Here is a 24914-nt window from a genome sequence, read left to right on the forward strand (position 1 = left end):
CGTGGAGCGGGGCACGGGGTCCGGCTCAGTCGCGTGCGGTGTCCGGCAGGCCGAGGAGGCGGTCGGTGGCGCGGGCGGCGGCCCGGCCGTCGTCGAGGTGGCAGAACGTCGCGCGGAAGTGGGCGTACGCGTCGGCGCTGTGCCGTGCCACGGTGTCCAGGTCGCGCAGCGCGCCGGCGACCTCGGCGGTGGAGTGCAGCAGCGGACCGGGCGCCTGGGCCTCGAAGTCTGGGTAGAAGCCGCGCAGGGTGTCGCGGACGTGCTCCAGGTCGGGGACGAGGAAGAGCATCGGGCGGCCGGTGTTGGCGAAGTCCGCGGCGAGCGAGGCGTAGTCGGTGACCAGCACGTCGGCGAGCAGCAGCAGTTCGGCCGCGTCCGGGTGCGCGGACACGTCGCGGGCGAAGCCGGACCGTCCGGGCCGCAGCCGGTCGGCGACCAGCGGGTGCGAGCGGTACAGCAGCACGTGGTCCCGGCCGAGGGCGGCCTCGGCCTCCGCCAGGTCCAGGTGCGGGGAGCGGCGGTAGTGGCCGGCGTCGTACGCGAGGTCGTCGCGCCGGGTCGGGGCGTACAGCACGACGGTGCGGCCCCGCGGGATGCCCAGCCGGTCCCGCAGCGCGGCGGCGATCTTGTCGCGGTCGTCGGCGAACAGCACGTCGGTGCGCGGCAGTCCGGTCTCGGCGACCTCGCCGTCGAAGGCGAGCGCCGTGCGCAGCGCGCCCGTGCCGGCCGTGTTCGGCGACAGCAGCACGCTCCACTGGCGGCCCGTGTCGTGGGGCGGGCGCGGCAGGTGGGGCAGGTCCGCGCACAGGGTGCCGGCCAGGTCGCGGCCGGTGCGCTTGACCGGTGTGCCGTGCCAGGTCTGGAGCACCCGCTGGTCGGGGCGGCGGACGAACCACTGCGGCAGATGCGTGTTGGTCACCACGTAGCGGCTGCGCGCCAGCGCCTCGTACCAGGCCGCGCTGTGCAGGACCACCGGCCGCGCTGTCCCCGGCGGTACCGCCTGGCCGTCCCGCACCACCCACAGGTGCTCCAGGCCGTCGGCCTCGGGGCGGCGCAGCAGTTCCTCGTGGACGGCGCGCGGGGAGTCGCCGCAGGAGCGGCCGCCGAAGGAGCTGTACAGCACGGTCTCGCGGCGCGGCAGGCCCCGGGTGCGCGGGTAGTGCGTCTCGCGCAGCACGCGCTGCCGGTACGGGCCGCGCTGCGGCTCCGGCACGGTCGGGCCGGCCGCCACGAACAGCCGGTCGTGCAGGCGCCGGTCCACGGTGAACGCCTTGCCGCCGGAGCCCGCCGCCATCGGCAGCGCGTCGAACACGCCGGGGGCCACCCGCACGGGCGCGTCGTGCCCGCCGGCGCGCAGCCACAGGTCCCAGCGGCCCTCGGCCAGCGGCACGGTCCCGGCGAGCGTCTCGATCCGGCCGGGACGCGCGGTCGCGGTGAAGCGGCGGCCCTCGCGGTGCGGGGGCCGGCCCGCCGGGTCCAGGGGCGCGGCGGTGCCGTCCAGCCGTACCGGGAAGGTGTGCTCGACGCTGAACGTGCCGTGGCGCAGCACCAGTTCGGCCCGTCCGGCGGCGGTGTCCGGAGAGAGCCGCCCCGTGAGGACGAGGGCGCCCTCGGCGGTCCAGCCGACGGCGTCCACGACCGGCTGGGGTGTGCGGTCGCGCAGCACCAGCCGGCCCGCGGTGTCGGCCTCGACCAGCAGTTCGCGGCGGACACCGCCGAACCGGGCGTCCGTGCCGAGCGGGTAGTGGCCGGCGGGCAGGTCCCCGTCGAGATGGACCGGGTCGGTGCCGCCCGGCCGCATCAGGACGGCCTCCCAGGTCTCGGTGGTCTCCGGGGCGATCTGCCGGGGGCCCGGCTCCAGCGCGGGCCGGACGTCCGCGAGGTCGGCGAGGGGCACGCGGACCGGGCGGACGCCGTGGTCCGGGTCCTGAAGCGGATACGTGCGGAGCACCCGCGTCGAGGCGAGCGTCAGGCGCAGCGCGGTCGCGTCCGGCGCGCCGGTGACGTCCAGCTCCACCGTCCCGTCGGGGCCCGCCCGGTGGTCCGTCACCGCCCCGGTCACCGGCTCCACCGACAGGTGCAGCCGCCCGGCCCGGTGGTACGGCACCACGCGGGTCCCGTCGCCCGCCGGGTACGACTGCGGGGAGGCACCGGAGCCGGATTCCGCGGCGCGCAGTCCCGCCGTGCGGATGACGCCTCTCGCCGCGACGACCACCGCGATCCGCCACCGGCCCGGCCGCAGCCGCGCCGGGTCGACGGTGATCTCGAAGCCCGACCAGTCGTAGCAGTGTTCCTCCTGGCGCGAGCCGGTCGTCGCGGCCGGTTCCTGGTGGATGCGCACCGGCAGCAGCAGCGCCTTGACCCGGCGGCGCCGGCCGTTCAGGGCGACGGCGGTGATGTGGGCGTCGCCGGGCTGCCCGGCGTCGATGTTGTGCAGGTAGGCGTGGCCGCGCAGCACCAGCCGGCCGTTCTCCCGCGCCACTTCGGCGACCTCGGCGTGTACGGGCAGGTCCGTACGGCGCAGCCGTGCCACGGACGGGGGCAGCGCCATCGGGGTGCCGTCCGCGGCGGGGACCACCGCGCGCTTGCGCAACGGCGGCCCGGCGACGGAGAAACCGGCGGGGTTGGCGCGCTGGTGGTCCAGGAACGCGACGAGGTCGTCGATCCGGTCCTTGGCGACCAGGTGCCACACGATCCGCTGCGCGACGGGGAGTTCGGGGAAGACGCCGCGGTCGACACTGCCGAGGAAGTCCCGGGTGCGCTCCATGAACACCCGCCGGTACTCCGGGCCCGCCGTCGGCAGCGCCTCGACGAGGTCCTGGAGGTCGTCGGTGAGCACCGAGCGGTCGTAGGCGCGCTTGCGCGCGGCGCGGCCGGGGTGCGCCGGGTCGGCGAGGAAGCGGCTGACCGCGTCGACGGCGGCGACGCGGTCAGCCGCGCCGCGCACGGACCGCACATCGGTGAGGCGCCGGGTGAGCGCACCGGCGTCCGACCGCCGGTAGCAGACGTGGTCGTGCAGGACGTCTACGGCCTCGGCGAGGAAGTGCGCGGGCAGGGTGAGGGGGGCGTCCGGGTACAGCACGCCCTCGGGGAAGGCGAGTTGGTGCCGGTCCCAGAAGTCGCGGCGGAAGACCTTGTTCCAGGCGGCCCGGTCGGAGAGCAGGCCGGGGTCCCGGGTGACGTGGGTGCGCGGCACGTTCCGCGTCAGCTCGCGCCGCGGCCAGGCCTCGGTGCGGCCGTCCTCGGTGAGCCGCCACGCGTTGCCGGTGGCGAAGTCCGAGCAGGAGGCGTCCAGCATCCGCACCAGCGTCTCGTACGCGCGCGGCGGCAGGACGTCGTCCCCGTCGAGGAACGCGAGGTAGGTGCTGCCCGGATCGGCGTGCCGGACACCGGTGTTGCGGGCGTGCCCGAGTCCCGCGGCGTCCTGGCGGACCAGCCGGAAGCGGGGGTCGCGGTCGGCGAAGGAGCGCGCGACGGCGGCGCCGGCATCGGTGGAGCCGTCGTCCACGACCACGACGTCGAGCGCGTCGAGGGTCTGCGCGGCCACCGAGCGCAGGCACTCCGCCACGTGCGCCTCGACGTTGTGGACCGGGACGACGACGGTGAGGCGGGGCGTGCGCGAGGCCATCGGCTGACGTGACCCTTTCCGGGTACGGGCGGCGTGCGGGAACGAGGGGTTCAACTCGCCCCGGCCGCGTCGGTCACCTCCGCTGGGCCGAACGGGTGAACCGCGGAGTGCCCGGGTGGGCGCTTCAGGCGCCGGGTGCGGGGTCGCGGGTCTGGTCGTACTCGCCGTCGAACTCGTGGGCGCGGCTGTGTTCGTGGGCCTGGGTCCGGGCCAGGTCCGGGGTGGGGGGCCTCCGGCGGCACGACGCGTCCGGCCGGGTCGGTTGCCTCCGCTGGGGCGGTTGCCCGGTTGGGGGCCTCAGGCGCCGGGTGCGGGGTCGCGGGTCTGGTCGTACACGTTGCCGAAGTCCTGGGCGTGGCCGTGCTTGTGGGCCTGGGTCCGGGAGGACCCGGCGTACGACGTGCCCGGCCGGGCCGCTTGCCTCCGCTGGGGCGGTTGCCCTGAGGGGCGCCTCAGCCGCCGGGTGCCGGGTCGCGGGTCTGGTCGTACACGCCGCCGAAGTCCTGGGCGCGGCTGTGTTCGTGGGCCTGCGCCCGGGCCAGGTCCGGGGCGGGGGCCGGGCGGCGGGCCTCCGGGGGTACGACCGGTGGCAGCCCGCCGGGCTCGCCCAGGAAGACCCGGCGGACGACGCGCTCGGCCGCGTGCCCGTCGTCCCACGGGCAGTAGCGCGCCCGGAAGGCCGCCCGCAGCCGGGTGGACTCCGGGCCGCGCCAGGCGCCGGTGCGGAGGACGGCGAGGAGTTCGTCCGCGGACCCGGCGACCGGTCCCGGCGGCTCGGCGGTGATGTCGAGGTAGGCGCCGCGCGCGATCCGGCAGGCCGTCCAGTCCTCGGCGTGCACGACGACCGGCCGGTCCAGGACGGCGTAGTCGAACATCAGGGACGCGTAGTCGGTGATCAGCCCGTCGGAGGCCAGGCACAGTTCCTGCACGCTGCGGTGCGCGGAGACGTCGAGCACGTTGCCCGGCAGGCCCTCGGGGAGGCCGGCCGCCCACCCGCGGTACAGGACGGCGAATCCGGGGCCCAGTTCCCGGCCGAGGCGCGCCGGGTCGGCGGCCGGGCGGAAGCCGTGCCGGTGGTCGCGGTGGGCCGGGGCGTACAGCAGGGCGGTGACGCCCTCGGGCAGGCCGAGGGCGGCGCGCAGGCGCAGTACGTCCTCCGCGGACGCCTGGAGCAGCACGTCGTTGCGGGGCTGGCCGTACTCCAGGGTGGCGTATCCGGCCGGGTAGGCGCGTTCCCAGACCACCGAGGAGTGCGGGTTGGCCGACAGGCAGTAGTCCCAGCGGTCGGTGTGGGCGAGCATGCGGGCGAAGTCCCGGCCGGCCGAGGCGGCCGGGTCGTCCTGCACGTCCAGGCCCATGTGGCCGAGCGGGGTGCCCTGGTGGGTGTGCAGGTTCACCTGGCCCGGGCGCTTGACGTACGCGTGCGGGAAGTTGACGTTGTTGACCAGGTACGTGGCACGGGCCAGCGCCGTCCAGTACGCGGGGGAGTCCGGCTGGACGCGGCGCACCCCGGGCGGCAGCGTGCCGGCGTGCTCCGGCGTGGTGATCCAGGCGGTGCGCAGGTGCGGGGCGAGGCCGCGGACGGCGGTCTCCACGGCGGCGGGGTTGCAGGCGTAGCCGCCGTACCGGTCGGCGGCGAAGACCGCGAGCCGCGGGTCCAGGGGGCGGTGCCGCTGGAGGCGGTAGTGCGTTCGCAGGGCGGCCGCGCGCCCCGCGAGGCGGGCGGTCCGCGCCAGTGCGCGCAGCCGCCGGCGCAGGGTCCCGGCGGCCCGTACGGCGTCGAAGACATGGCGGGCGCCGAGCCGCACCAGCAGCCGCCGGGGCCCGCCGGCGCGGCCGGGTTCCTGGGGGCGCAGTCGGCGCAGGGTCCGCCCGCAGCGCTCGAAGTACGCGGCGCGCGACGAACGGGGCAGCCGGCCGGGGCTGTTGTAGATCAGCAGCAGGTGGTCGGCCATCCGCCGGTGGAGCGCGGGCCGCCACCGGTCGTGCACGGGATGGCGGTCGAGGTGGTCGAAGAGCCGCTCGTACTGGTCGAAGACGTCGAAGTGGCGGCTGCTCGTGGTGTGCCGGATGCTGCCGCGGCGCCGCTGCCGGTGGTGCACGCAGACCCGGTCGAGCACCGCGACGCTGCCGGCGCCGAGCAGCGCCGGGTAGGTCCACGGCACGTCCTCGTACCAGCCGGGCGGGAAGGACAGGCCGTGCCGTTCGACGAACTCCCTCCGGTAGGCCTTGTTCCAGGCCACCGGCGGCAGCCGCAGCAGTTCGGGGCGGTCGGTGAGGGGGCCGGGCGGCGGTCCGCCGTGGGAGAGCAGGTGGGAGCGGCGGTCGCGGGCGACGCGGCCGTCCCAGTAGGTGCGGGCGTGGTCGAAGACCAGCACGTCGGGTCCCGCCGTCTCGGCCAGCCGGTCGGCGACGGCCCGCAGCGCACCGGGGGCGAGGGTGTCGTCGCCGTCGAGGAAGAGCAGGTAGTCGCCGGTGGCGTGGGCGGTGCCGGCGTTGCGGGCGCGTCCGGCGCCGGTGTTCTCGGCCAGGTGCACGGCGACGACCCGGTGGTCGCGGGCCGCGTACGAGTCGATGATCGCGCCGCAGCCGTCGGGGGAGCGGTCGTCGACGGCGATCAGTTCGACGTCGGTGAAGCTCTGGCCGAGCACGGACTCCAGGCACTCGTGCAGATAGGCCTGCACCTGGTGGACGGGCACGATGACGCTGAACCGGGGCAAGGCAGCACATCCGTAGGATCGACGTACGCGGCTTGTGCCCGTTATATCCCTTCGGGTGTGCCGCGTCCGGCGACCGTTCCGGCCACGGAGTGTTGCCGGGCCCCGGTCCCGCGCGCCTATTTCACGGCGCCCGCCATGACGCCGGAGACGAACTGCCGCTGGAAGGCGAAGAAGACGACCAGCGGGACCACCATCGACACGAAGGCGCCCGGCGCCAGGATGTCGATGTTGTTGCCGAACTGCCTGACCTGCTGCTGCAGTGCGACGGTGATGGGCTGCGAGTCGGCGTTGGAGAAGATCAGCGCCACCAGCATGTCGTTCCACACCCACAGGAACTGGAAGATGCCGAGCGAGGCGATCGCGGGACCGCCCAGCGGCATGATCACCCGTGCGAACAGCCGCAGCTCGCCCGCCCCGTCCAGCCGCGCGGCCTCCAGCAGCTCCCGCGGGATCTCCGCGAAGAAGTTGCGCAGCAGGAAGATCGCGAACGGCAGGCCGAAGCCGGTGTGGAACAGGACGACGCCGATGATGTCGCCGAAGATCCCGATGTCCCCGAACAGCTGCGCCACCGGGACCAGCGCGATCTGCACCGGCACCACCAGCAGCCCCACGACGAGCAGGAACAGCCAGTCCCTGCCCGGGAACTCCATCCAGGCGAAGGCGTAGCCCGCCAGGGACCCGATGACCACCACCAGCAGCGTCGCCGGGACCGTGATCAGCGCGGTGTTCAGCAGCGAGGAGGTGACGGCGTCGTTGCCCAGCAGCTCGCGGTAGTTGGCGGCGGTCAGCTGCGAGGGCGCGGTGAACACCTTCCACCAGCCCGAGGCGGCGATGTCGACGGGGCCGCGGAACGAGGAGATCAGCAGCCCCACGGTCGGCATCAGCCAGAACAGCGCGACCAGCACGAGGAACACGCGCAGCACGCCGCCGCCGGCCCGTTCCGCCAGGCGTGCGGCGAGCGGGCTCCTGGCGGCCCGGGCGGCGGTCTCCGGGCGGGAGGGCCGAGCGGGTCCTGCCGGCTCCGGTGGCTCCGCTGTGCCTGCGACGGTGGTCATCGGCGGGCCTCCCTGCGCAGACGGCGGATGTTGAACACCATGACCGGGACGACCAGGAGCAGCAGGATGACGCCGATCGCGCTGCCGACGCCCTGGTTGTTGCCGCCCCCGAAGGACGACAGGAACAGTTGCAGCGCCAGGACGTCGGCGTCGTCCTGCGAGGTGCTGGGCGCGATGATGTACACCAGGTCGAAGATCTTCATCACGTTGATCATCAGCGTGACGACCACCACGACCAGCACCGGCGCCAGCAGCGGCACGGTGATCCGGCGGAACACCTGCCACTCGTTGGCGCCGTCGATCCGCGCCGCCTCCATCAGCTCCCGCGGTACCCCGGCGAGCCCCGCGGCGATCAGCACCATCGCGAAGCCCGCCCACATCCACAGGTAGGCGCCGATGATGGCGGGCGTCACCAACGCAGGCCCCAGCCAGTCGATCCCGTTGTACGGCTGCGCGAAGTTCGAGGCGGGCAGCCGCAGTCGGGCGCCGTCCGCCGAGGCGGGGAGCGCGAAGGTGCCGTCGGCGCCGGAGGTCGCGGAGGCCACCACCCTGCCGTCCTTGACGGCCTCCACGGTCACGCCCCTCAGCGCCTTCTCACCGGTGTCGACGGTCCCCGCGGCGCCGCCGCCGCCCGGCGTGAAGTCCAGCCACACCGTTCCGGTCACCCCCGGGCCGGGGGCCGCCTGCCGGGCGTCGCGCGTGCCCGCCGGGAGTTTCGCCGCCGGGATGCCGATCAGCGGCAGCACGACCGCCGTGCCGCCCCGCGCCGCCTGCCGCGTGGTGTACGAACCGCCGCCCGAGGCCGCGAGGTCCCCGCCGGGCCGGGGCCTGGCACCGGGGTAGGCGGAGGAGCCGGCGAAGGTGTCGTGGACGCCGACGACGACCGCGTTCGCCGCGCCGCGCGCCGGGTCCTGCTCGTACACCAGCCGGAAGATGATCCCCGCCGCCAGCATCGAGATCGCCATCGGCATGAAGACGACCAGCTTGAACGCGGTGCCCCAGCTGACCCGTTCGGTCAGCACCGCGAAGACCAGGCCGAGTGCCGTGGCCAGGACCGGCGCCACGACCACCCAGACCGCGGTGTTGCGCAGCGCGGTCAGGGTGCTGTCGTCACTGAAGACCGAGCCGTAGTTCGCCAGCCCGACGAAGCCCGAACCCGCTTTGTCGAAGAGGCTGCGCCGGACGGTGTACCCGATCGGGTAGACCACCAGCGCGCCCAGCAGCACCAGCGCGGGCAGCAGGAAGACCGCCGCCACCCAGCGCCGCGTGCCCGCCACGCCCTTGCGCCGCACCGGGGGAGCGCCGCCCGGCGCGGCCGGGCCCCGAGCGGTCGCCGCCGTCGCCATCGCGGCCGCCTCAGCCCGCGTACGCCTTGGCGGCGTCCGCTTCCAGCTTCGCCTGCGCCCCCGCCACGTCGGAGGGGTTCTTCAGGAAGTCCTGGAGGTCCTTCCACTCGCCCTTGCCCGCGGTGCCGCCGAAGGCCGCCGGGGCCTGGTCGGACATGTCGAAGCGGAAGTCGTCGCCCGCCGCGACCAGGCCCTGGGCGATGGAACGCGAGACCTCGTCCGGGTAGACCGACAGGTCCAGGGACTTGTTCGGCGACACGAAGCCGCCGGAGGACGCCCACACCCCGGCCGCGTCCGTGGAGGCGAGGAAGGTCACCAGCGCCTGCGCCCCCTTGGAGTCCTTCAGCACGACGCCGACGTCACCGCCGCTGACCACGGGCGCTTTGCCGGAGCCGACCGCCGGGAAGGGGAAGACCTTGGCGTCCTCGCCGACCTTCGCCTTGGTGTTGTCGCCGATGAACGCGCCGACGAAGTCGCCCTCGTAGACCATCGCGGCCTTCGGCGGGTTGCCGGTGAAGGTCTGCGTCACCGACGTGGGGAAGTCGGTGTGCAGGGCGCCGCTCTGGCCGCCGGCGATCAGGTCCTTCTTGCCGAAGAGGTCGCCGAGGGTGGTGAGGGCCTCCTTGACCGAGGGATCGGTCCACTTGATCTTGTGGGCGGCGAGCTGGTCGTACTTCTCCGGCCCGGCCTGGGAGAGGTAGATGTTCTCGAACCAGTCGGTGAGGGTCCAGCCGTCACCGCCGCCCACCGATACCGGCGGCGTGCCCGACTCGAAGACCGTCTCCGCGGTCTTGAGGAAGTCGTCCCAGGTGGTGGGGGGTTGCGAGATGCCGGCGTTCTCGAAGGCCGTGGTGTTGTACCAGACCAGCGACTTGTTGGCGGCCTTGGCGTAGACGCCGTACTGCGTGCCCTCGTACGCGCCGAGATCCTTCCAGCCCTGCGTGAAGTTCTTGTCCAGCTGTGCCTGCGCCTCCGGGCCGAGCGGCTTCAGCCAGCCCTTCTGCGCGAACTGCCGCAACACGCCGACCTGCGGCAGGAACGCCACGTCCGGCGGCTGCCCGCCCTCGATCTTGGTGCCGAGGAACGTGGAGACGTTGTCACCGGTCGGCACGAACTTCACTTCGGCGCCGGTGCGCTTGCCGAACTCGTCGAGGACCTTCTGGAAGTGCTTCTGCTCGGGGCCGGTCCACACCGCCGCGACCTCGAGGCTCTGCCCCTTGAGGTCCGGTAGTGCCACTCCGCCGCTGCCGCCGCTGCCGCCGCCCGAACCGCTCGGCGAGGCACCGCCGTTGCCGCCCTCGTCGCTCTTGCCGCCGCCGCAACCGGCCGCCGTCAGTGCCAGGGCGGCCGCCGCCACGGCGGCGACGACGGCCCTGCGCGTACCTCGCGTGCGCCTGCTGGATGTCCGCATCTGCCTGCCCATCCCCTCAGCGCGGACCCGCGCCGCGGTGGCAGCCGCCGGATGGCATGGGCAGCTGCGCCGGGCGTACCGTCCCGCGTCATCCGCTGTTCCGCGTTCAGTGTTACGCCCGCTCGGATGACCGCCGCAATACCGCCCATGCACGCGGCGGTTGGATCGTGACCGTCATGTGACCGGCGAGCCGGTCGTACGCGCGAGGGAGCCGTCGGGACGGCGGACGTAGAGGGTGAGGGTTTTCGCGGATCCGGTGAGCGCGGCGCCGGTGCGGCTGGTGGTGCCCACCGGGACGGGCACCCAGTCGGCGCCGGCGCCCACGGCGGCGGCCAGCCGGCTGTCGCCGGACGGTGCCACGACGTACAGCCGCCCCCCGGAGACGGCGGCCTCCGGGCGGCCGGTCGCCTCCAGGCCCGTGACGGCTTCCGACGGGCGCCAGGCGCCGTTGACGTACGGCAGGCGCAGCACCGCCCCGTCCGCCTTGCGCACGACGAAGGCGTCCAGGGTGCCGGGCGCGCGCGAGACCAGGCCCGGCGCGGAGGTGATGCGGCCGGCGGTGGGCACCAGTGCCCAGGCGTTCCAGCGGCCGTCGACCCAGGAGGAGGTGACCAGGTCGCCGCTGGAGCGGGCGACCAGGTCGATCCGGCCGGGGGCGGAGGACGCGGCGGCCGGGGTGGTGTCGAAGGTGGCGGGCTGGTCGACCTGGTACCAGCCGCCCCACGCACCGTCGGTCAGGGTGCGCCGGTACACCTTGTGGTCGGTGCCGAGCGCGAACACGTCGATCTGCCCGGCGCGCGAGGAGACCGCGGAGGGGTCGTCGGCGACGCTTATCCCGGTGAGCCGGTGCCAGCCGCCGTCCACCAGGTACCACAGGTTCCGGTCGGTGCCCCGGGTGAAGACATACGTCGCCCCGGCGCCCGTGACCGCCCGCGGGCGGCCGGTGGTCTCGACGCCGGCCACCGGGAGCGGCGGCAGCGCCGTCAGCCCCGTCCAGCGCAGCGACGCCTCCCCGGTCGCGTCGGCGGCGTCCTCGGCGGCGCCGGCGGAACTGACGGCGCCCTGCGGGGAGGCCGCGGCGCCGGTGGGCGCGGTGGGGGTCGGCGCGTGCGGCGTGGAGTCGCCCGGCTCCCGGTCCTCCCGGCTGGTGGACCCGCCGTCGTCGGAGCCGGAGGCGGCGATGGCCCAGCCGCCGAGCCCGGCGGCCACCAGGGCGGCCGCCGCGGCCGCCCCGAGCTTGGCCCGGCGGCGCTGCGGCGATTCCGTGACGGCGCGGTGCCGGTGGCGGGTCCGGGAGCGCGGGTCGTCGCCCGCGGTACGGCCCGCGGCGAGCTCCTCGGCGGTCGGCAGCTTGATGCTGGTGTGCGTGTCCCGGGTGGAGTCCGGCGCGGCGCCCCGGACCAGCGGGACCGCGCCGCGCCGGCGGCCGGCCGGCGGGTCGTACGGCTCCCCGGCGCCCGCCGGTTCCGCGCCGAAGCCGCCGGCGTCCTCGTGGTGGTGGTCGCCGGGCGCGTCCACCTCCAGCGGCGGCAGCCCGGCCAGGTCCGGCAGCAACTCCCGCAGCCGCGCGCCCACTTCGGCTGCCGTCAGCCGCGAGGCGGGCGCCTTTGCCAGGCACTGGGAGAGCAACTGCCACAGCTCGTCCGGGAGATCGGGCAGTGGCGCCACCGACTCGGTGACATGGCGGCGCAGTACCGCGCCGGGGTGGCCGCCGCCGAACGGTGTGAAGCCGGCCAGCAGTTCGTACAGGACGGTGGCGAGCGCGTAGATGTCCACGGAGGCCCGCGGCGGCAGGCCCTCGATGATCTCCGGGGCCAGGTAGTCCGGGGTGCCGATGATGCGGGTGGCCCGCGTGCGGCGCGGCGAGTCCACCAGCCGGGCGATGCCGAAGTCGGTGAGCAGCGCCGGGGGCGCCCCGCCCGGTCCGGGCGGCGCGGCGGAGTCCAGCAGGACGTTCTCCGGCTTCACGTCGCGGTGGACGACGCCCGCCGCGTGCGCGGCGGCCAGGCCGTCGGCGACGTCGGCGGTGACGGAGACGGCGGCCTCCGGGGCGAGCCTGCGCTCCCGCTCCAGGCGGGAGCGCAGGTCGGTGCCGCGCACCAGGTCCATGACCAGTGCCAGGTCGGAGCCGTCGACCACCAGGTCGCGGATGCCGACGATGTGCGGGTGGTGCAGTGCGAGCAGGGCGGTGCGCTCCTGGACGAAGCGGCCGACGAGGTCCTGGTCGGAGGCGAGGTCCTCGCGCAGCAGCTTGATGGCGACCGGGCCCTCGGGGCCCTCGCCCAGCCACACCGTGCCGGCGGATCCGCGCCCCAGCACCTGGTGCGCGGTGTACCGGCTGCCGATCTTGCGTCCCAAGGCTGCTCCGACTCCTCCGACGTGCCGTCGTGTTGGCGACAAAACTACGCGGATGCGAGCCGGTTGGGGGAACCCGTCGGGGGTGAGTGCGGCTTCTGCGGAAGAAATCACCCTCCAGAAGTCGACAAATCACCAGCATGGGCAATCTCAGGTGGTGAACGTGAACCAGTTGAGGTTGACGAAGTCGGCGGGCTGACCGCTGGCGAAGGTCAGATAGACGTCGTGCGTCCCGGTGATCGCCGAGGTGTTGGCCGGGACCGTCGTCCAGTTCTGCCAGCCGCCGGTGCTGCCTACCGCGAAGCTGCCGACGGGAGTCGCGGTGGGGCTGTCCAGCCGCACCTCGACCAGCCCGCTCACCCCGGCCGCGGCCCCGGAGGCGACCCGGGCCTTGAACTGGTGGGCGGCGGTGGAGCCGAAGGCGACCGCGTTGTAGCGCAGCCAGTCGCCGCCCGCGATCCAGCCGACGTCCTGGCCGCCCCCGGTGTCGGTCGTGGTCTCGGTGGCGGTGCCGGACTGGGCGGCGTACGACTCGGCCTGGATGGTGCCGTAGGCGCCCGTGCCTCCGCCTCCGCCGCCGCCCCCGCCGCTGCCGGCGGAGTTCCAGACGGCCACGTAGTCGACCAGCATCGGCACGCCCGAGGCGGTCGCACCGGTCGGAGTGCCGCTGCCCGCCACGCCGTTGGGGAAGGCGCCGCCCATCGCCACGTTCAGCAGCAGGAAGTGGCCGTGGTGGGTGGCGTTGGCCCAGGTCGTCGCGTCCATCTGCGAGGCGTTGACGGAGTGGTACTGCACGCCGTCCACGTACCAGCGCAGCGTCTCGGGGCTGACGCTGCGGTCCCACTCGAAGGTGTAGGTGTGGAACGCGCCCTGGCAGGCGCTGCCCGGGCACACGTGGGTGGCGCCCAGGCCGTTGGTCTCGTTGCAGGGACCGCCGGGGTTGCCGCCGCAGTGCAGCGTGCCCCAGACCTGGTTGATCCCGTTGACATTCTCCATGATGTCGAACTCGCCGATGCCGGGCCAGTTCTGGTAGTTGCCGCGGTAGTCGGCGCCGAGCGTCCAGAACGCGGGCCAGTAGCCGGCCGCCGCGGCGCCGGTCACGTTCGGCATCTGGATGCGCGCCTCGATGCGGGCCCGACCACCCGCGGCGGCCTGGAAGTCGGTGCGGCGGGTCTCGATCCGGGCGGAGGTCCAGCGGCCGGAGCCGTCGCGGACCGGGGTGATGCGCAGGTTGCCGTTGCCGTCCTGCTGGAGGTTGGTGCCGCTGGCGGTGTACGTCTGCACCTCGCCGGTGCCCCAGTTGGCGGGGCCGCCGGGGTAGGAGGTGCCGGTGTCGGTGATCCAGTCCGTGCTGGAGGGGGCCGACCCGGCGCCGCCGGTGAAGTCGTCGCTCCAGGTCAGGGACCATCCGGTGCCGGGCGGGGGGACGCTGGCCGAGGCCGGGCCGGGGAGGGCCGCGGCGAGCGCGAGCAGTGCGGCCGCGCCGGCCCGGACGAACAATTTGGACGCGCGCATGACAAGTCCTCCTGTGGGGAGAGGCGGGGGAGCGCGTGAAGGGGGGTTGCCCGGGCAGTTCACTGTCCGCCCGGGCTGACGAAGCGTCAAGACGTGGCGCTTGAAAACGCTCTCAGAAATGCTCCGCCGTCATCCTCTGAACGCGCGGGCGCGACAGGGTGCCGCGCCCGGGCCCCTACGGGGCGGAGGGCGTGCCGCCGGTGGAGTCGCCCAGCGACGTGATCCCGTTCCAGATGTCGCTCGCCCACGTGGAGACGGTGTCCCACAGCCCCTTGCCGGTGTCGAACCAGCCCTGCAACGGCCCGAAGTACCAGGCCAGCAGGAAGACGGCGACCAGGACGACGATCACCGTGAAGCAGCCCTTGAGGCAGCCCAGGCCCGGGATGCGCATCGGGTTGGCGCTGCCCCGGCGTGGTTCGCGGGCCGGGGGCGGCTCGGGCGCGGACGCCCGCTGCGGCTCGTACCGCCGGGGCTGCGGCTGCTCGTAGCGCGGCGGTACCGGCTGCTGGTGCTGCGGCCGGGGCGCGTACTGCTGCGGCTGGGGCTGCGGCGGGGCGTACTGCTGCGGCTGCGGCTGGCGGTGCTGCGGCGGACGCGGGGGCTGCTGCTGGTGATGGGGCGGCGGCTGCTGTGGCGCGTACCCCTGGCCGCCGGGCTGCTGCTGGTAGGACTGCGGGGGCTGCTGCGGGCCCTGCTGGCGGCGCGGGCGGCGGCGCAGCGGGTCCTGCTCCGGGTCCAGGTACTGGATCTCGGTCTGCTCGGCGCGTGCCCGGGCCCGGTTGAGCTGCGACTCCCACGGGTGCGGGCCCTGCGGCGGCTCGTTCGGCGGGCCGCCCGGCACCGGGGGCATCACCCGCGTGCCGTCGCCGCCGGCCGCGGGGTGCGAACCCCCGGGGATGACCTGGGTCCGGTCGGCGCCGCCCTCGGGTCCCGCGGAGGAGGGCAGCACACTGGTGGCGGCCGTCGGGTCGTACCCGCCCAGCGGCGAGCGGTTCGGCAGCACCTGGGTGGGGTCGGCGGTGCCCGGCGGGACGAGCGGGGTGTCCGGGACCGTCGCGGGCGCCGGGTCGGGCGCGAGCAGCGCGGCCACGCCGATGGCGGCCTCGGCCTGCGCGGGGGAGGCGTGGACGCCGATGCCGGCGGCCACCACGCGCAGGGCACGGGCCAGGTTCTCGGCACTGGGGCGCTCGGCGGGCTCCTTGCGCAGGCAGCGCTCGATGACCGTCCACAGCGGCTCGGGGACGGTCGTGGGGCGGCGCGGCTCCGCGCTCAGGTGCCGTTGCAGCACTTCGAGGGCGCTCTCGCCGTGGAAGGGCGGGCGGCCGGTGACGAGCTCGTACAGCAGGATGCCGGCGCCGTAGATGTCCACCGCGGAGGTCTGCGGCCGGCCCTGGGCGGATTCCGGCGCTATGTAGGCGGGGGTCCCCACGAATTCGTGGGTCCGGGTGAGGCCGGGCGAGTCGGCCAGCCGCGCGATGCCGAAGTCGGTCAGCATCGGGTGCATCTGGGGGCTGCCGTCGGGGCCGGTGACGGTGGCGAGCAGTACGTTGGCGGGCTTCAGGTCGCGGTGCACGACGCCGTCGGCGTGGCTGGCGGCGAGCGCGTCGGCGACGGCGGCCGTCAGCAGGGCGCCGCCCACGGGGGAGAAGGGGCCGTTCTCGCGCAGGTGCCGGTACAGGTCAGGGCCGTCGATGAGGTCCATCACCAGGGCCAGCAGGTCGCCCTCGACGACCAGGTCGCGCACCCGGACGATGTGCGGGTGGCGCAGCCGCAGCAGCACCGAGCGCTCCCGCAGGAAGCGCATGACGACATCGGGGTCGCTCGCGAGCTCTTCCTTGAGCACCTTGATCGCGACGGTCTCGCCGGTGTCCCGCACCTGGGAGCGCCACACGGTGCCCGTGGCACCGCGTCCCAGCGGCTCCACCAGTTCGTATTTGCTGCCTACCGGCCGCACGTCTCGCACTCCCTGGATCTTGGCCTGGTCCGTGGCCTGTGTGCGCCCACTGTAGTGCCGCGACATGGGAGCGGAGCTCGTTCACGCACGCGGCGGGCGTGGGATTAGGACGCGGACTACGGTCGTTTGGTTGCTTTTTTCGCCCAATGCTGATCATTCAAGATCGTGAAGGTGGGCACCGGCGGCAGGCTGTCAGTGGCGAGTGGGAGGATGCCCTCGCGGATCGCGGATCGCTGAGCAACGGGAGCCGGTCGGTTCGCTCTTGTACGTGTCGATGTGCCCGGGCACGGCGGGCGGGGCAAGGCCCCTTCCCGCCGGCGGACCGGGCAGAAGGGACCGTGGACGGAGATGCAGATCCGGCTGACCGTTCTCGGGCCGCGCGGCGGCCGAGGGGCGCGCTCCTCCGACGTGCTCGTCACCGCGCCCGCGGGCACTCTCCTGGGAGCCGTGGCGGGTGCCCTGACCTCGGGCACGGGCAGCTCCGGGCAGCCCGCGCGCTCCACTGCGTCGCTGGGGTCCCTGGGGTCCCTGCGGTCTTTGCCACCGCTGTACGCGGGCGCCGAACGGCTGGACCCGGCCACCGCCGTGCTCGGCGTGCCGCCCCTGCTCGACGGCGCCGTGCTCTCCCTGCACGCGCCCGCCGACGGCCACCACGAGGAACGCCCCTCCGCCGCCGCCCGGCTGCACGTCATAGGCGGTCCCGACGCCGGCGGGGTCCATCTGCTGCAGGGCGGCCGGATCCGGGTCGGGCGGTCCGCCGACGCGGACGTCCCGCTGGACGACCCCGACGTCTCCCGGCTGCACTGCGCCATCACCGTGGACGCCGCGGGCCGGGTCACCGTCCACGACCTCGGCTCCACCAACGGCACCACGCTCGACGGCCGGCCCGTCGGGCCCCGCGGCGTCCCGTTCGACCCCGGGGCGCTGCTGCGCATCGGCGAGTCCCTCCTCCAGCTGGAACCCACCCCGCCCGGGTCCACGGTCCCGCCCCCTCCGGCGTCCATCCCCGCCGTCCCGGACGCCGAGGGCCATCTGCACGTCACCCTCCCGCCCGCCTCCTGGCCCGACGGCGACGCCGTGGCCACCTGGCGCCCCGCCCGGCCGTCGGGCCCCGCGGACCGCTCCGACGGGCCCGGCGCCACCGCGGGCGAGGCCCCGGCCGACACCGGGCCGGCGGAGGCTCCCGGCGCCCCGGGGACGGCGGCCCCCGAGGCGCCGCCGGCACCCGCCGGCGGGGCGGGCGGCCGCCGCGACACCCCGCAGCGCGGACTGTCCGAGCAGGCGCGGGCGGTCGTGCCCGCACAGGGCCGCCGGTCCGCCGGGCGTGCTGCCGAGGCCGGCAGCCGGATGGCCGGTGCCATAGGAAGCTGGGCGAGGCGCCTGGCCACGGGGCGCGACCTTCCCGACGGCACGGGACCGGACGGAAGCGCGGGCCCGGGCCACGCCGTCACCGACGCGGCCGGGCTGCGCGAGCGCTGGCCGGACCCCGCGGCGGTGCTGCTGACCGCCCTCGGGCCGGGCCCGCGGCTGTGGGAGCGTGCCCCCGGTCACCCGGACACCCTGACGGTCCGCCTGGGCACCGCCGACCTGCCCGCCGAGGACGGTTACCGCACCCTGCCCGCCGTTCCCTTCACAATCGACCTGCGCGACCCGCACACCCAGGTGCTCGGCCTCGCCGGCCCCCGCCCCCGGCTCACCGGGCTCGCCCGGGCCGTGATCGCCCAGCTGTGCGCCCTGCACCCGCCCGGCGCGCTGGAGGTCGCCCTCCTGGCCGCCGACCGCTCCCGCCCCGCCGAACAGCGCGCCGAGGAATGGGCCTGGCTGCACTGGCTGCCGCATCTGCGGCCCGCCCGCGGCCAGGACTGCCGCCTGCTCACCGCGACCGACCGCGAGCAGGCCGAGGCGCGCGTCGCCGAGCTGGTCCGGCGCATCGAGGAGGGCCCGCTCGGGACCGGCTGGGCGACGGCGACCCCCGAGGCGGTCGCCGAGGCCGCCGCCGACCGCGAGGGACCGCACACCCTGCTCGTGGTGGACGGCGACCCCGGCTCGGCCTATCTGGGCGAGGCCGTCGACCGCATCGCCGCCACCGGCCCGTCCGTCGGCGTCCACGTGTTGTGCCTGGCCGAGAACCAGGAACGGCTGGCCGCCCAGTGCGGCGCCGTCGCCGTCCTGGAGGGCGACGTGGCCACCACCTTGCGCATCGAGCCGCACGGACCGGAGCGGATGACGGTCGAGGCGGTCTCCACCGCCTGGGCCGAGCGCTTCGCCCGGGCCCTGGCACCGCTGCGCGAGGGCGATGCCGCCGCGCCCCGCTTCACCCGCTCCGCGCTGCCGCGCACCGCCCGCCTCCTGGACGAGCTGGACCTCGCCCTCGCCACCCCGGCCAAGATCGCCGCCCGCTGGGCCGCGCCCGCGCCCTCCGGCGGAGCCGCCGCTGCGGTCCTCGGCGCCGGCCCCGGCGGCCGCGTCCTGGTGGACCTGGTGGCCGAGGGCCCCCACCTGCTGGTCGGCGGCGCGCCCGGCTCGGGCAAGACCGAACTGCTGCGCTCCGTCGCCGCCGCCCTGGCCGCCGCGGAGCGCCCGGACCGGCTGGCCCTGGTCCTGGTCGACGGCGCGGGCACCGAGCGCGGCGAGGGCCTGCGCGTCTGCACCGACCTGCCGCACGTGTCCACGTACCTGTGCGCGTCCGACCCGGTGCGGATGCGCGAGTTCGCGCAGGCCCTCGCCGCGGAGCTGAAGCGGCGCGAGGAGCTGCTGGACGGGCTGGACTTCCGGCAGTGGCACGACCGCCACCGCGTGCCCGTGGTGCCGCGCCAGGCGGAACCCGGCCGCACGCCCGGCGCCGCGGGGGAGACGCAGCCCCAGGGCGCGGTCCGGGTCCAGACGCGCACGGCGGAGCCGCTGCCCCGCCTCGTCGTCGTGGTCGACGACTTCGACGCCCTTGTCGCGCCCGCCCTGGGCAGCCCCGGCCGGCCCGCCGCCGGTTCCGTCGTCCGGGCGCTGGAGAGCGTGGCCCGTGACGGCGAGCGCCTCGGAGTGCACCTGGTGGCCGCCACCGGCCGTCCGGAGCGCACGGCCGGGACCGAGGCGGACGACGCCGCCCGGCTGCGCATCGCGCTGCGCACGGAGGAGCCGGAGTCCGCGGCCCTGCTGGTGGCCGTCGAGGAACCGGCGGCCCTGGAGGACACGCTGCCCGGCCGCGGTTATCTGCGCCGCCCCGACGGGGCCGTGACCGCCTTCCAGGCCGGCCGGGTCAGCGGACGCATCCCGCGGACGGCGACCCTGCGGCCCACCGTCGTTCCCCTGGAGTGGGACCGCATGGGCGACCCGCCGACCCGCCGCCCGGTCCGCGAGCTCGGCAACGGCCCCACCGACCTGGCCCTTCTGGCCAGCGCGTTGCAGCGGGCGGCGGAGTCCGCCGCCGCGGATCCCGCGCCGCCGCTGCTCTGATCCGAAGCGCCGGCACCGCGTCCGCGCCCCACCGTGCCCGCCGGGTGCGGGAACGGGGTGCGGACGCGGGTCCGCCGATGCTCCGCCGCCCACCCGGTACGCTGGGGGACGTGGCAGTCCTGGATGTATCCGAAGAGCTCAAGTCCCTCTCCTCCACCATGGGGTCGATCGAGGCCGTTCTGGACCTCGACAAACTGAGGGCCGACATCGCCGTGCTCGAGGAGCAGGCGGCGGCGCCGTCGCTGTGGGACGACCCGGAGGCGGCCCAGAAGATCACCAGCAAGCTGTCGCACCTGCAGGCCGAGGTCCGCAAGGTCGAGGCGCTGCGCGGCCGTATCGACGACCTTGCGGTGCTCTTCGAGCTCGCCGAGGCCGAGGACGACGCGGACACCCGCGCCGAGGCCGAGAGCGAACTGGAGTCGGTCCGCAAGGCGCTCGACGAGATGGAGGTCCGCACCCTCCTGTCCGGCGAGTACGACGCGCGTGAGGCGCTGGTCAACATCCGTGCCGAGGCGGGCGGTGTCGACGCCGCCGACTTCGCGGAGCAGCTCCAGCGCATGTATCTGCGCTGGTCCGAGCGGCACGGCTACGCGACCGAGATCTACGAGACCTCGTTCGCGGAAGAGGCCGGCATCAAGTCCACGACCTTCGTGGTGAAGGCGCCGTACGCCTACGGCACGCTCTCCGTCGAGCAGGGCACGCACCGCCTGGTGCGCATCTCGCCCTTCGACAACCAGGGCCGCCGCCAGACCTCCTTCGCGGGCGTCGAGGTGCTGCCGGTCGTCGAGCAGAGCGACCACGTCGAGATCGACGAGACCGAGCTGCGGATCGACGTCTACCGCGCCTCCGGCCCCGGCGGCCAGGGCGTCAACACGACCGACTCGGCGGTGCGGATCACCCACCTCCCGACCGGCATCGTGGTCTCCTGCCAGAACGAGCGCTCCCAGATCCAGAACAAGGCCAGCGCGATGAACGTGCTCCAGGCCAAGCTGCTGGAGCGGCGCCGTCAGGAGGAGCAGGCCAAGATGGACGCCCTCAAGGGCGACGGCGGCAACTCGTGGGGCAACCAGATGCGTTCCTACGTGCTGCACCCGTACCAGATGGTCAAGGACCTGCGGACGGACTTCGAGGTCGGCAACCCCCAGGGCGTTCTGGACGGCGACATCGACGGCTTCCTGGAGGCGGGCATCCGCTGGCGGAAGCAGCAGGAGCGCCCCGCGGCCGTCTGACGGACGCCGGTCGACACAACTGCCGTCCTTCGGGCGGCAGTTGTTCTGTGTGTCCGGTGGCCCGCGGCCTCGTCACTCAGGGTGACGGTGCCGTCATCGGGAAGCCCCCGCCGGCGGCACGCGGCGTCACCGCGCACTCACGTACAGCGAAGGGCCCGGGACGTCATCGACGTCCCGGGCCCTTCCCGCTGCGAACGGTGCCGCTACGCGGTGGCCTCGTGGACCACCCATGCCACGGCGAGCAGCGCCACGAGCAGGGCGATCAGGGTCGCCGGCGTGATGGCGGCGAAGGGGTTCTCCTGCTGCAGGCGTGCACGGTGAGCGCGGCAGACCGCACAGCGGCCTTCACTGACGGGGCCGGCGCAGTTGGCGCACACCAGTCGGTCGACTGTCATGCGGTCGCCTCCTCCCATTGCGGCCCCACGGCCGCTCCATGAACAACGCGCGTCGGGGACGGTCCGTTCCCGGTCCCTCCACCACTGTGCCAGTTTCCGCTGCGTCAGGCGCGTCCCGCGTCATTCCTGCGACTCCGAAGAGTGACCCGCGTGGCCAATGCCCGCTTTGTCTGCTTTGGCTGGTGAATAAACGCACCAACCCGGACCGCGAACTGCGCGGCCCCTCGGCGTTCGCGTAAGGTCGCCTCCGATCCCCTGTATCCGGAGTGCGACCGTGATCCGATTCGACAACGTCTCCAAGACCTACCCCAAGCAGAACCGTCCTGCACTTCGGGACGTTTCGCTGGAAATCGAGAAGGGCGAGTTCGTCTTCCTGGTGGGCTCCTCGGGCTCCGGGAAGTCCACCTTCCTGCGCCTGCTCCTGCGCGAGGAGCGCACGGACACCGGCACGGTGCACGTCCTCGGCAAGGACCTGGCCCGGCTGTCGAACTGGAAGGTGCCCCACATGCGCCGCCAGCTCGGCACGGTCTTCCAGGACTTCCGCCTGCTGCCGAACAAGACGGTCGCGGAGAACGTCGCGTTCGCTCTCGAGGTGATCGGCAAGCCGCGCGGCACCATCCGCAAGACGGTCCCCGAGGTGCTCGACCTGGTCGGCCTCGGCGGCAAGGAGGACCGCATGCCGGGCGAGCTGTCCGGTGGTGAGCAGCAGCGTGTCGCGATCGCCCGCGCGTTCGTCAACCGCCCGATGCTCCTCATCGCGGACGAGCCGACCGGAAACCTCGACCCGCAGACCTCGGTCGGCATCATGCGTCTTCTGGACCGCATCAACCGCACCGGGACCACGGTGGTCATGGCCACCCATGACCAGAACATCGTCGACCAGATGCGCAAGCGCGTCATCGAGCTCGAGAAGGGGCGGCTGGTGCGCGACCAGTCGCGCGGCGTCTACGGCTATCAGCACTAACCCCGGCCCTGGACATCGCAAGCCCGCTGAAAGGACATCATGCGCGCCCAGTTCGTGCTCTCGGAGATCGGCGTCGGCCTCCGCCGGAACCTGACCATGACCTTCGCGGTCATCGTCTCCGTCGCCCTCTCCCTCGCGCTCGCCGGCGGCTCGTGGCTCGCCCGCGAGCAGGTCGACTCGATGAAGGGCTACTGGTACGACAAGGTCCAGGTGTCGATCTTCCTCTGCAACAAGAACGACGCCAAGACCGACCCCAACTGCACCAAGGGCGCCGTCACCGAGGAGCAGAAGCAGGACATCGAGAAGCAGCTCAAGGCGCTGCCGCTCGTGGAGAAGTACTTCCACGAGAGCGCGGAGGACGCGTACAAGCACTACAAGGAGCAGTTCTCCGACTCGCCGCTGGCCGATTCCCTGACGCCTGATCAGATGCAGGAGTCGTTCCGCGTCAAGCTCAAGGACCCGACCAAGTTCCAGGTGGTCGCCAGCGCGTTCCAGGGCCGCCCCGGCGTCCAGGAGGTGCAGGACCAGAAGGCACTGCTGGACAACCTCTTCGGGCTCCTCAACGGCATGACGCTCGCCGCCCTGGTGGTGCTGGCGTTCATGCTCGCGGTGGCGATGATGCTGATCGTCAACACGGTGCGCGTGTCGGCGTTCAGCCGGCGCCGCGAGACCGGGATCATGCGCCTGGTCGGCGCGTCCAGCTTCTACATCCAGATGCCGTTCATCATGGAGGCCGCCTTCGCCGGCCTCGTCGGCGGCGGTCTGGCGTGCCTGATGCTGCTCGTGGGCCGCTACTTCCTGATCGACCACGGCCTGTCGCTGCAGACCAAGGTCCCGCTGATCAACTTCCTCGGCTGGGGCGAGGTCGCGCAGGTGCTGCCGCTGGTGCTGGTCGTGGGCATGCTGATGCCCGCGGTGGCCGCCCTGATCGCGCTGCGCAAGTACCTCAAGGTCTGATTCGCGCAAAGGGCGCCGTACGGCCAACTTTCCGTACAGCGCCCGCTTCTCGCCTAGACTGCCCGACGTGCTGAGCCACTGTCTGTCCGGGAAGCCGCGCCGCATCGGCAGCGCGGCTGCCCTGACCTTGGTGTTCGGCGCGGTCCTGGCCACCGGTGCGGCCACCGGTTCCTTCGGCGACGTCCGCGCCGGCGACCGGCAGGCACGGGGCTCCGTCCCCGTCCCGGCCGGCGCGGTGGCCGACACCGACGAGATCGCCGAGGCCATCGCCGACGGCAAGGTCGGCCCGCAGGCCGCGCAGGCGCTGGTCAGCCGCAGCGGCGACCGCTGGTCCTCGTTCTACACCGCGCAGGAGTACGAGGGCTTCCAGCAGTCCCTCGACGGCCGGTACGTGGGGGTCGGGCTCTGGGTGCGGCGCATCGAGAACGGCCGCATCGAGATCGACCGCGTCCAGTCCGGCAGCCCCGCCGCCCGGGCCGGTATCCGCGCCGGCGACCGGCTGCGCACCATCGACGGCACCGATGTCACCGGCCGCCCCGTCACGGAGGTCGTCTCCCGGTTGCGCGGCGCGGGCGACGCCGGGACCACCGTCGCCCTCGGGCTGCAACGCGCCGCCCGCTCCTGGGAGGCCGTGCCCCGGCGGGCCCTGCTGCCGACCGAGTCCGTACGGGTACGGCACCTGCCCCACCGCATCACCGCCGTCAAGGTCGACGCCTTCACCCGGGGCGCGGCAGCCCAGGTCCGCCGGGCGCTGGCCGCCCGCACCGCGAACGAGGGCATACTCCTGGACCTGCGCGGCAACTCCGGCGGCCTGGTCACCGAGGCCGTCGGCGTCGCCTCCGCCTTCCTCGACGGCGGCCTGGTCGCCACGTACGACGTCCACGGGCGGCAGCAGGCGCTGTACGCCGACGACGGCGGCGACACCGACACGCCGCTGGTCGTCCTCGTCGACGGCGGCACCATGAGCGCCGCCGAACTGCTGGCCGGTGCGCTGCAGGACCGGGGCCGCGCCGTCGTGATCGGCTCGCGCACCTTCGGCAAGGGCTCCATCCAGATGCCCAGCCGCCTGTCGGACGGCTCCGTCGCCGAGCTCACCGTCGGCCACTACCGGCTGCCCGCGGGCCGCAGTGTCGACGGGCAGGGCGTCGAGCCGGACCTGAGGATCTCCGGAGGCACCGATGCCGGTGCCAAGGCCCTGGAGATCCTGGACGGCCTCGGCACCTCGGCGCGCTGACCTCGCACACCGTGGCGGCCCGGCGCGGAATCCGGTACCCCGGACGGCCCCGGAGTGCGAGAATGGCGGCGCTATGGCAAAGGAAACGGGTCGCAAACTGATCGCGCAGAACAAGAAGGCGCGGCATGACTACCACATCCTCGACACGTACGAGGCCGGCCTGGTGCTGACCGGCACCGAGGTGAAGTCGCTGCGCCAGGGGCGTGCCTCCCTGGTCGACGGCTTCGGCCAGCTCGACGACGGCGAGGCGTGGCTGCACAACGTCCACATCCCCGAATACACGCAGGGGACGTGGACCAACCACTCGGCGCGGCGCAAGCGCAAGATGCTGCTGCACCGGGCGGAGATCGACAAGCTCGTCCAGAAGTCGCAGGAGACCGGGCACACCATCGTGCCGCTCGCCTTGTACTTCAAGGACGGCCGGGCCAAGGTCGAGATCGCGCTCGCCCGCGGCAAGAAGGAGTACGACAAGCGGCAGACCCTGCGCGAGAAGCAGGACCGCCGCGAGACCGACCGGGCGATCTCCTCGGCGCGCCGCCGCCAGCGCGAGGGCTGACCCCGCCGTCCGGCGGGGCCGGCGCACCGGCCTGACGCCCCGTCCGGCCGCGCTGTCCGGCCCGCCGGAAATGCGCTGGCCCCGGTGCGTGTTGTTCACGTACGATGGCGGCAGCACCACCGGGCGGTGACGTCCGGTGTGCAGC

General features: G+C 74.2%; 14 protein-coding genes and 1 pseudogene. 6 read left to right on the forward strand and 9 right to left on the reverse strand.

The features are described from left to right. Positions 1-25: 25 nt before the first annotated feature. The 8 genes and pseudogenes from ACIP64_RS39205 to ACIP64_RS39240 all read right to left on the reverse strand — a co-directional run bounded on the left by ACIP64_RS39205 (position 26) and on the right by ACIP64_RS39240 (position 15984). Complete coding sequence (locus tag ACIP64_RS39205) at positions 26-3628, reverse strand: CDP-glycerol glycerophosphotransferase family protein (RefSeq protein WP_401597000.1); 3603 nt, start codon at positions 3626-3628, stop codon at positions 26-28. Between the two features lie 452 nt (positions 3629-4080). Beyond that, the gene (locus tag ACIP64_RS39210) at positions 4081-6348 is read right to left on the reverse strand and encodes a CDP-glycerol glycerophosphotransferase family protein (RefSeq protein WP_401597003.1); all 2268 of its coding nucleotides are present in this window, start codon (positions 6346-6348) and stop codon (positions 4081-4083) included. Positions 6349-6464: 116 nt separating this feature from the next. After that, complete coding sequence (locus ACIP64_RS39215; protein WP_401597006.1) at positions 6465-7403, reverse strand: carbohydrate ABC transporter permease; 939 nt, start codon at positions 7401-7403, stop codon at positions 6465-6467. Next, on the reverse strand, positions 7400-8749 hold the full coding sequence (locus tag ACIP64_RS39220; protein WP_401597008.1) for a carbohydrate ABC transporter permease: 1350 nt from the start codon (positions 8747-8749) through the stop codon (positions 7400-7402). The genes ACIP64_RS39215 and ACIP64_RS39220 overlap by 4 nt, the downstream gene beginning before the upstream one ends. A gap of 10 nt (positions 8750-8759) precedes the next feature. Continuing rightward, positions 8760-10160: an ABC transporter substrate-binding protein gene (locus ACIP64_RS39225; protein WP_401597011.1), complete on the reverse strand. Its 1401-nt coding sequence runs from the start codon at positions 10158-10160 to the stop codon at positions 8760-8762. A gap of 1095 nt (positions 10161-11255) precedes the next feature. Further along, positions 11256-12518, reverse strand: a pseudogene (locus tag ACIP64_RS39230) (serine/threonine-protein kinase); the annotation flags it as partial. A 147-nt stretch (positions 12519-12665) separates the two neighbouring features. Beyond that, the gene (locus ACIP64_RS39235) at positions 12666-14030 is read right to left on the reverse strand and encodes a glycoside hydrolase family 16 protein (protein ID WP_401597013.1); all 1365 of its coding nucleotides are present in this window, start codon (positions 14028-14030) and stop codon (positions 12666-12668) included. A gap of 175 nt (positions 14031-14205) precedes the next feature. Continuing rightward, complete coding sequence (locus ACIP64_RS39240) at positions 14206-15984, reverse strand: protein kinase (RefSeq protein WP_401597016.1); 1779 nt, start codon at positions 15982-15984, stop codon at positions 14206-14208. Between the two features lie 348 nt (positions 15985-16332). On the opposite strand from ACIP64_RS39240, the gene ACIP64_RS39245 reads away from it, so the two are divergent. Together ACIP64_RS39245 and prfB are read left to right on the forward strand one after the other, a co-directional pair. Beyond that, a complete protein-coding gene (locus ACIP64_RS39245) occupies positions 16333-19434 on the forward strand; it encodes an FtsK/SpoIIIE domain-containing protein (protein WP_401597018.1) in 3102 nt (1033 codons plus the stop codon). A gap of 110 nt (positions 19435-19544) precedes the next feature. Next, on the forward strand, positions 19545-20663 hold the full coding sequence (gene prfB, locus ACIP64_RS39250; RefSeq protein ID WP_401597020.1) for a peptide chain release factor 2: 1119 nt from the start codon (positions 19545-19547) through the stop codon (positions 20661-20663). A 203-nt stretch (positions 20664-20866) separates the two neighbouring features. Here the strand turns inward: prfB and ACIP64_RS39255 are convergent, their stop codons facing one another. Continuing rightward, on the reverse strand, positions 20867-21058 hold the full coding sequence (locus ACIP64_RS39255; protein ID WP_360915328.1) for a hypothetical protein: 192 nt from the start codon (positions 21056-21058) through the stop codon (positions 20867-20869). A 274-nt stretch (positions 21059-21332) separates the two neighbouring features. On the opposite strand from ACIP64_RS39255, the gene ftsE reads away from it, so the two are divergent. The 4 genes from ftsE to smpB all read left to right on the forward strand — a co-directional run bounded on the left by ftsE (position 21333) and on the right by smpB (position 24769). Beyond that, positions 21333-22022: a cell division ATP-binding protein FtsE gene (ftsE, locus tag ACIP64_RS39260; protein ID WP_319664533.1), complete on the forward strand. Its 690-nt coding sequence runs from the start codon at positions 21333-21335 to the stop codon at positions 22020-22022. A gap of 39 nt (positions 22023-22061) precedes the next feature. Continuing rightward, a complete protein-coding gene (gene ftsX / locus ACIP64_RS39265; RefSeq protein WP_360915323.1) occupies positions 22062-22979 on the forward strand; it encodes a permease-like cell division protein FtsX in 918 nt (305 codons plus the stop codon). A gap of 67 nt (positions 22980-23046) precedes the next feature. Beyond that, positions 23047-24213: a S41 family peptidase gene (locus tag ACIP64_RS39270; protein WP_401597024.1), complete on the forward strand. Its 1167-nt coding sequence runs from the start codon at positions 23047-23049 to the stop codon at positions 24211-24213. Positions 24214-24286: 73 nt separating this feature from the next. Continuing rightward, positions 24287-24769: an SsrA-binding protein SmpB gene (smpB, locus tag ACIP64_RS39275; RefSeq protein WP_360915317.1), complete on the forward strand. Its 483-nt coding sequence runs from the start codon at positions 24287-24289 to the stop codon at positions 24767-24769. Positions 24770-24914: the final 145 nt, after the last annotated feature.

Origin of the sequence: Streptomyces sp. NPDC088733 (assembly GCF_044751185.1) — a bacterium.
Lineage (GTDB): Bacteria > Actinomycetota > Actinomycetes > Streptomycetales > Streptomycetaceae > Actinacidiphila.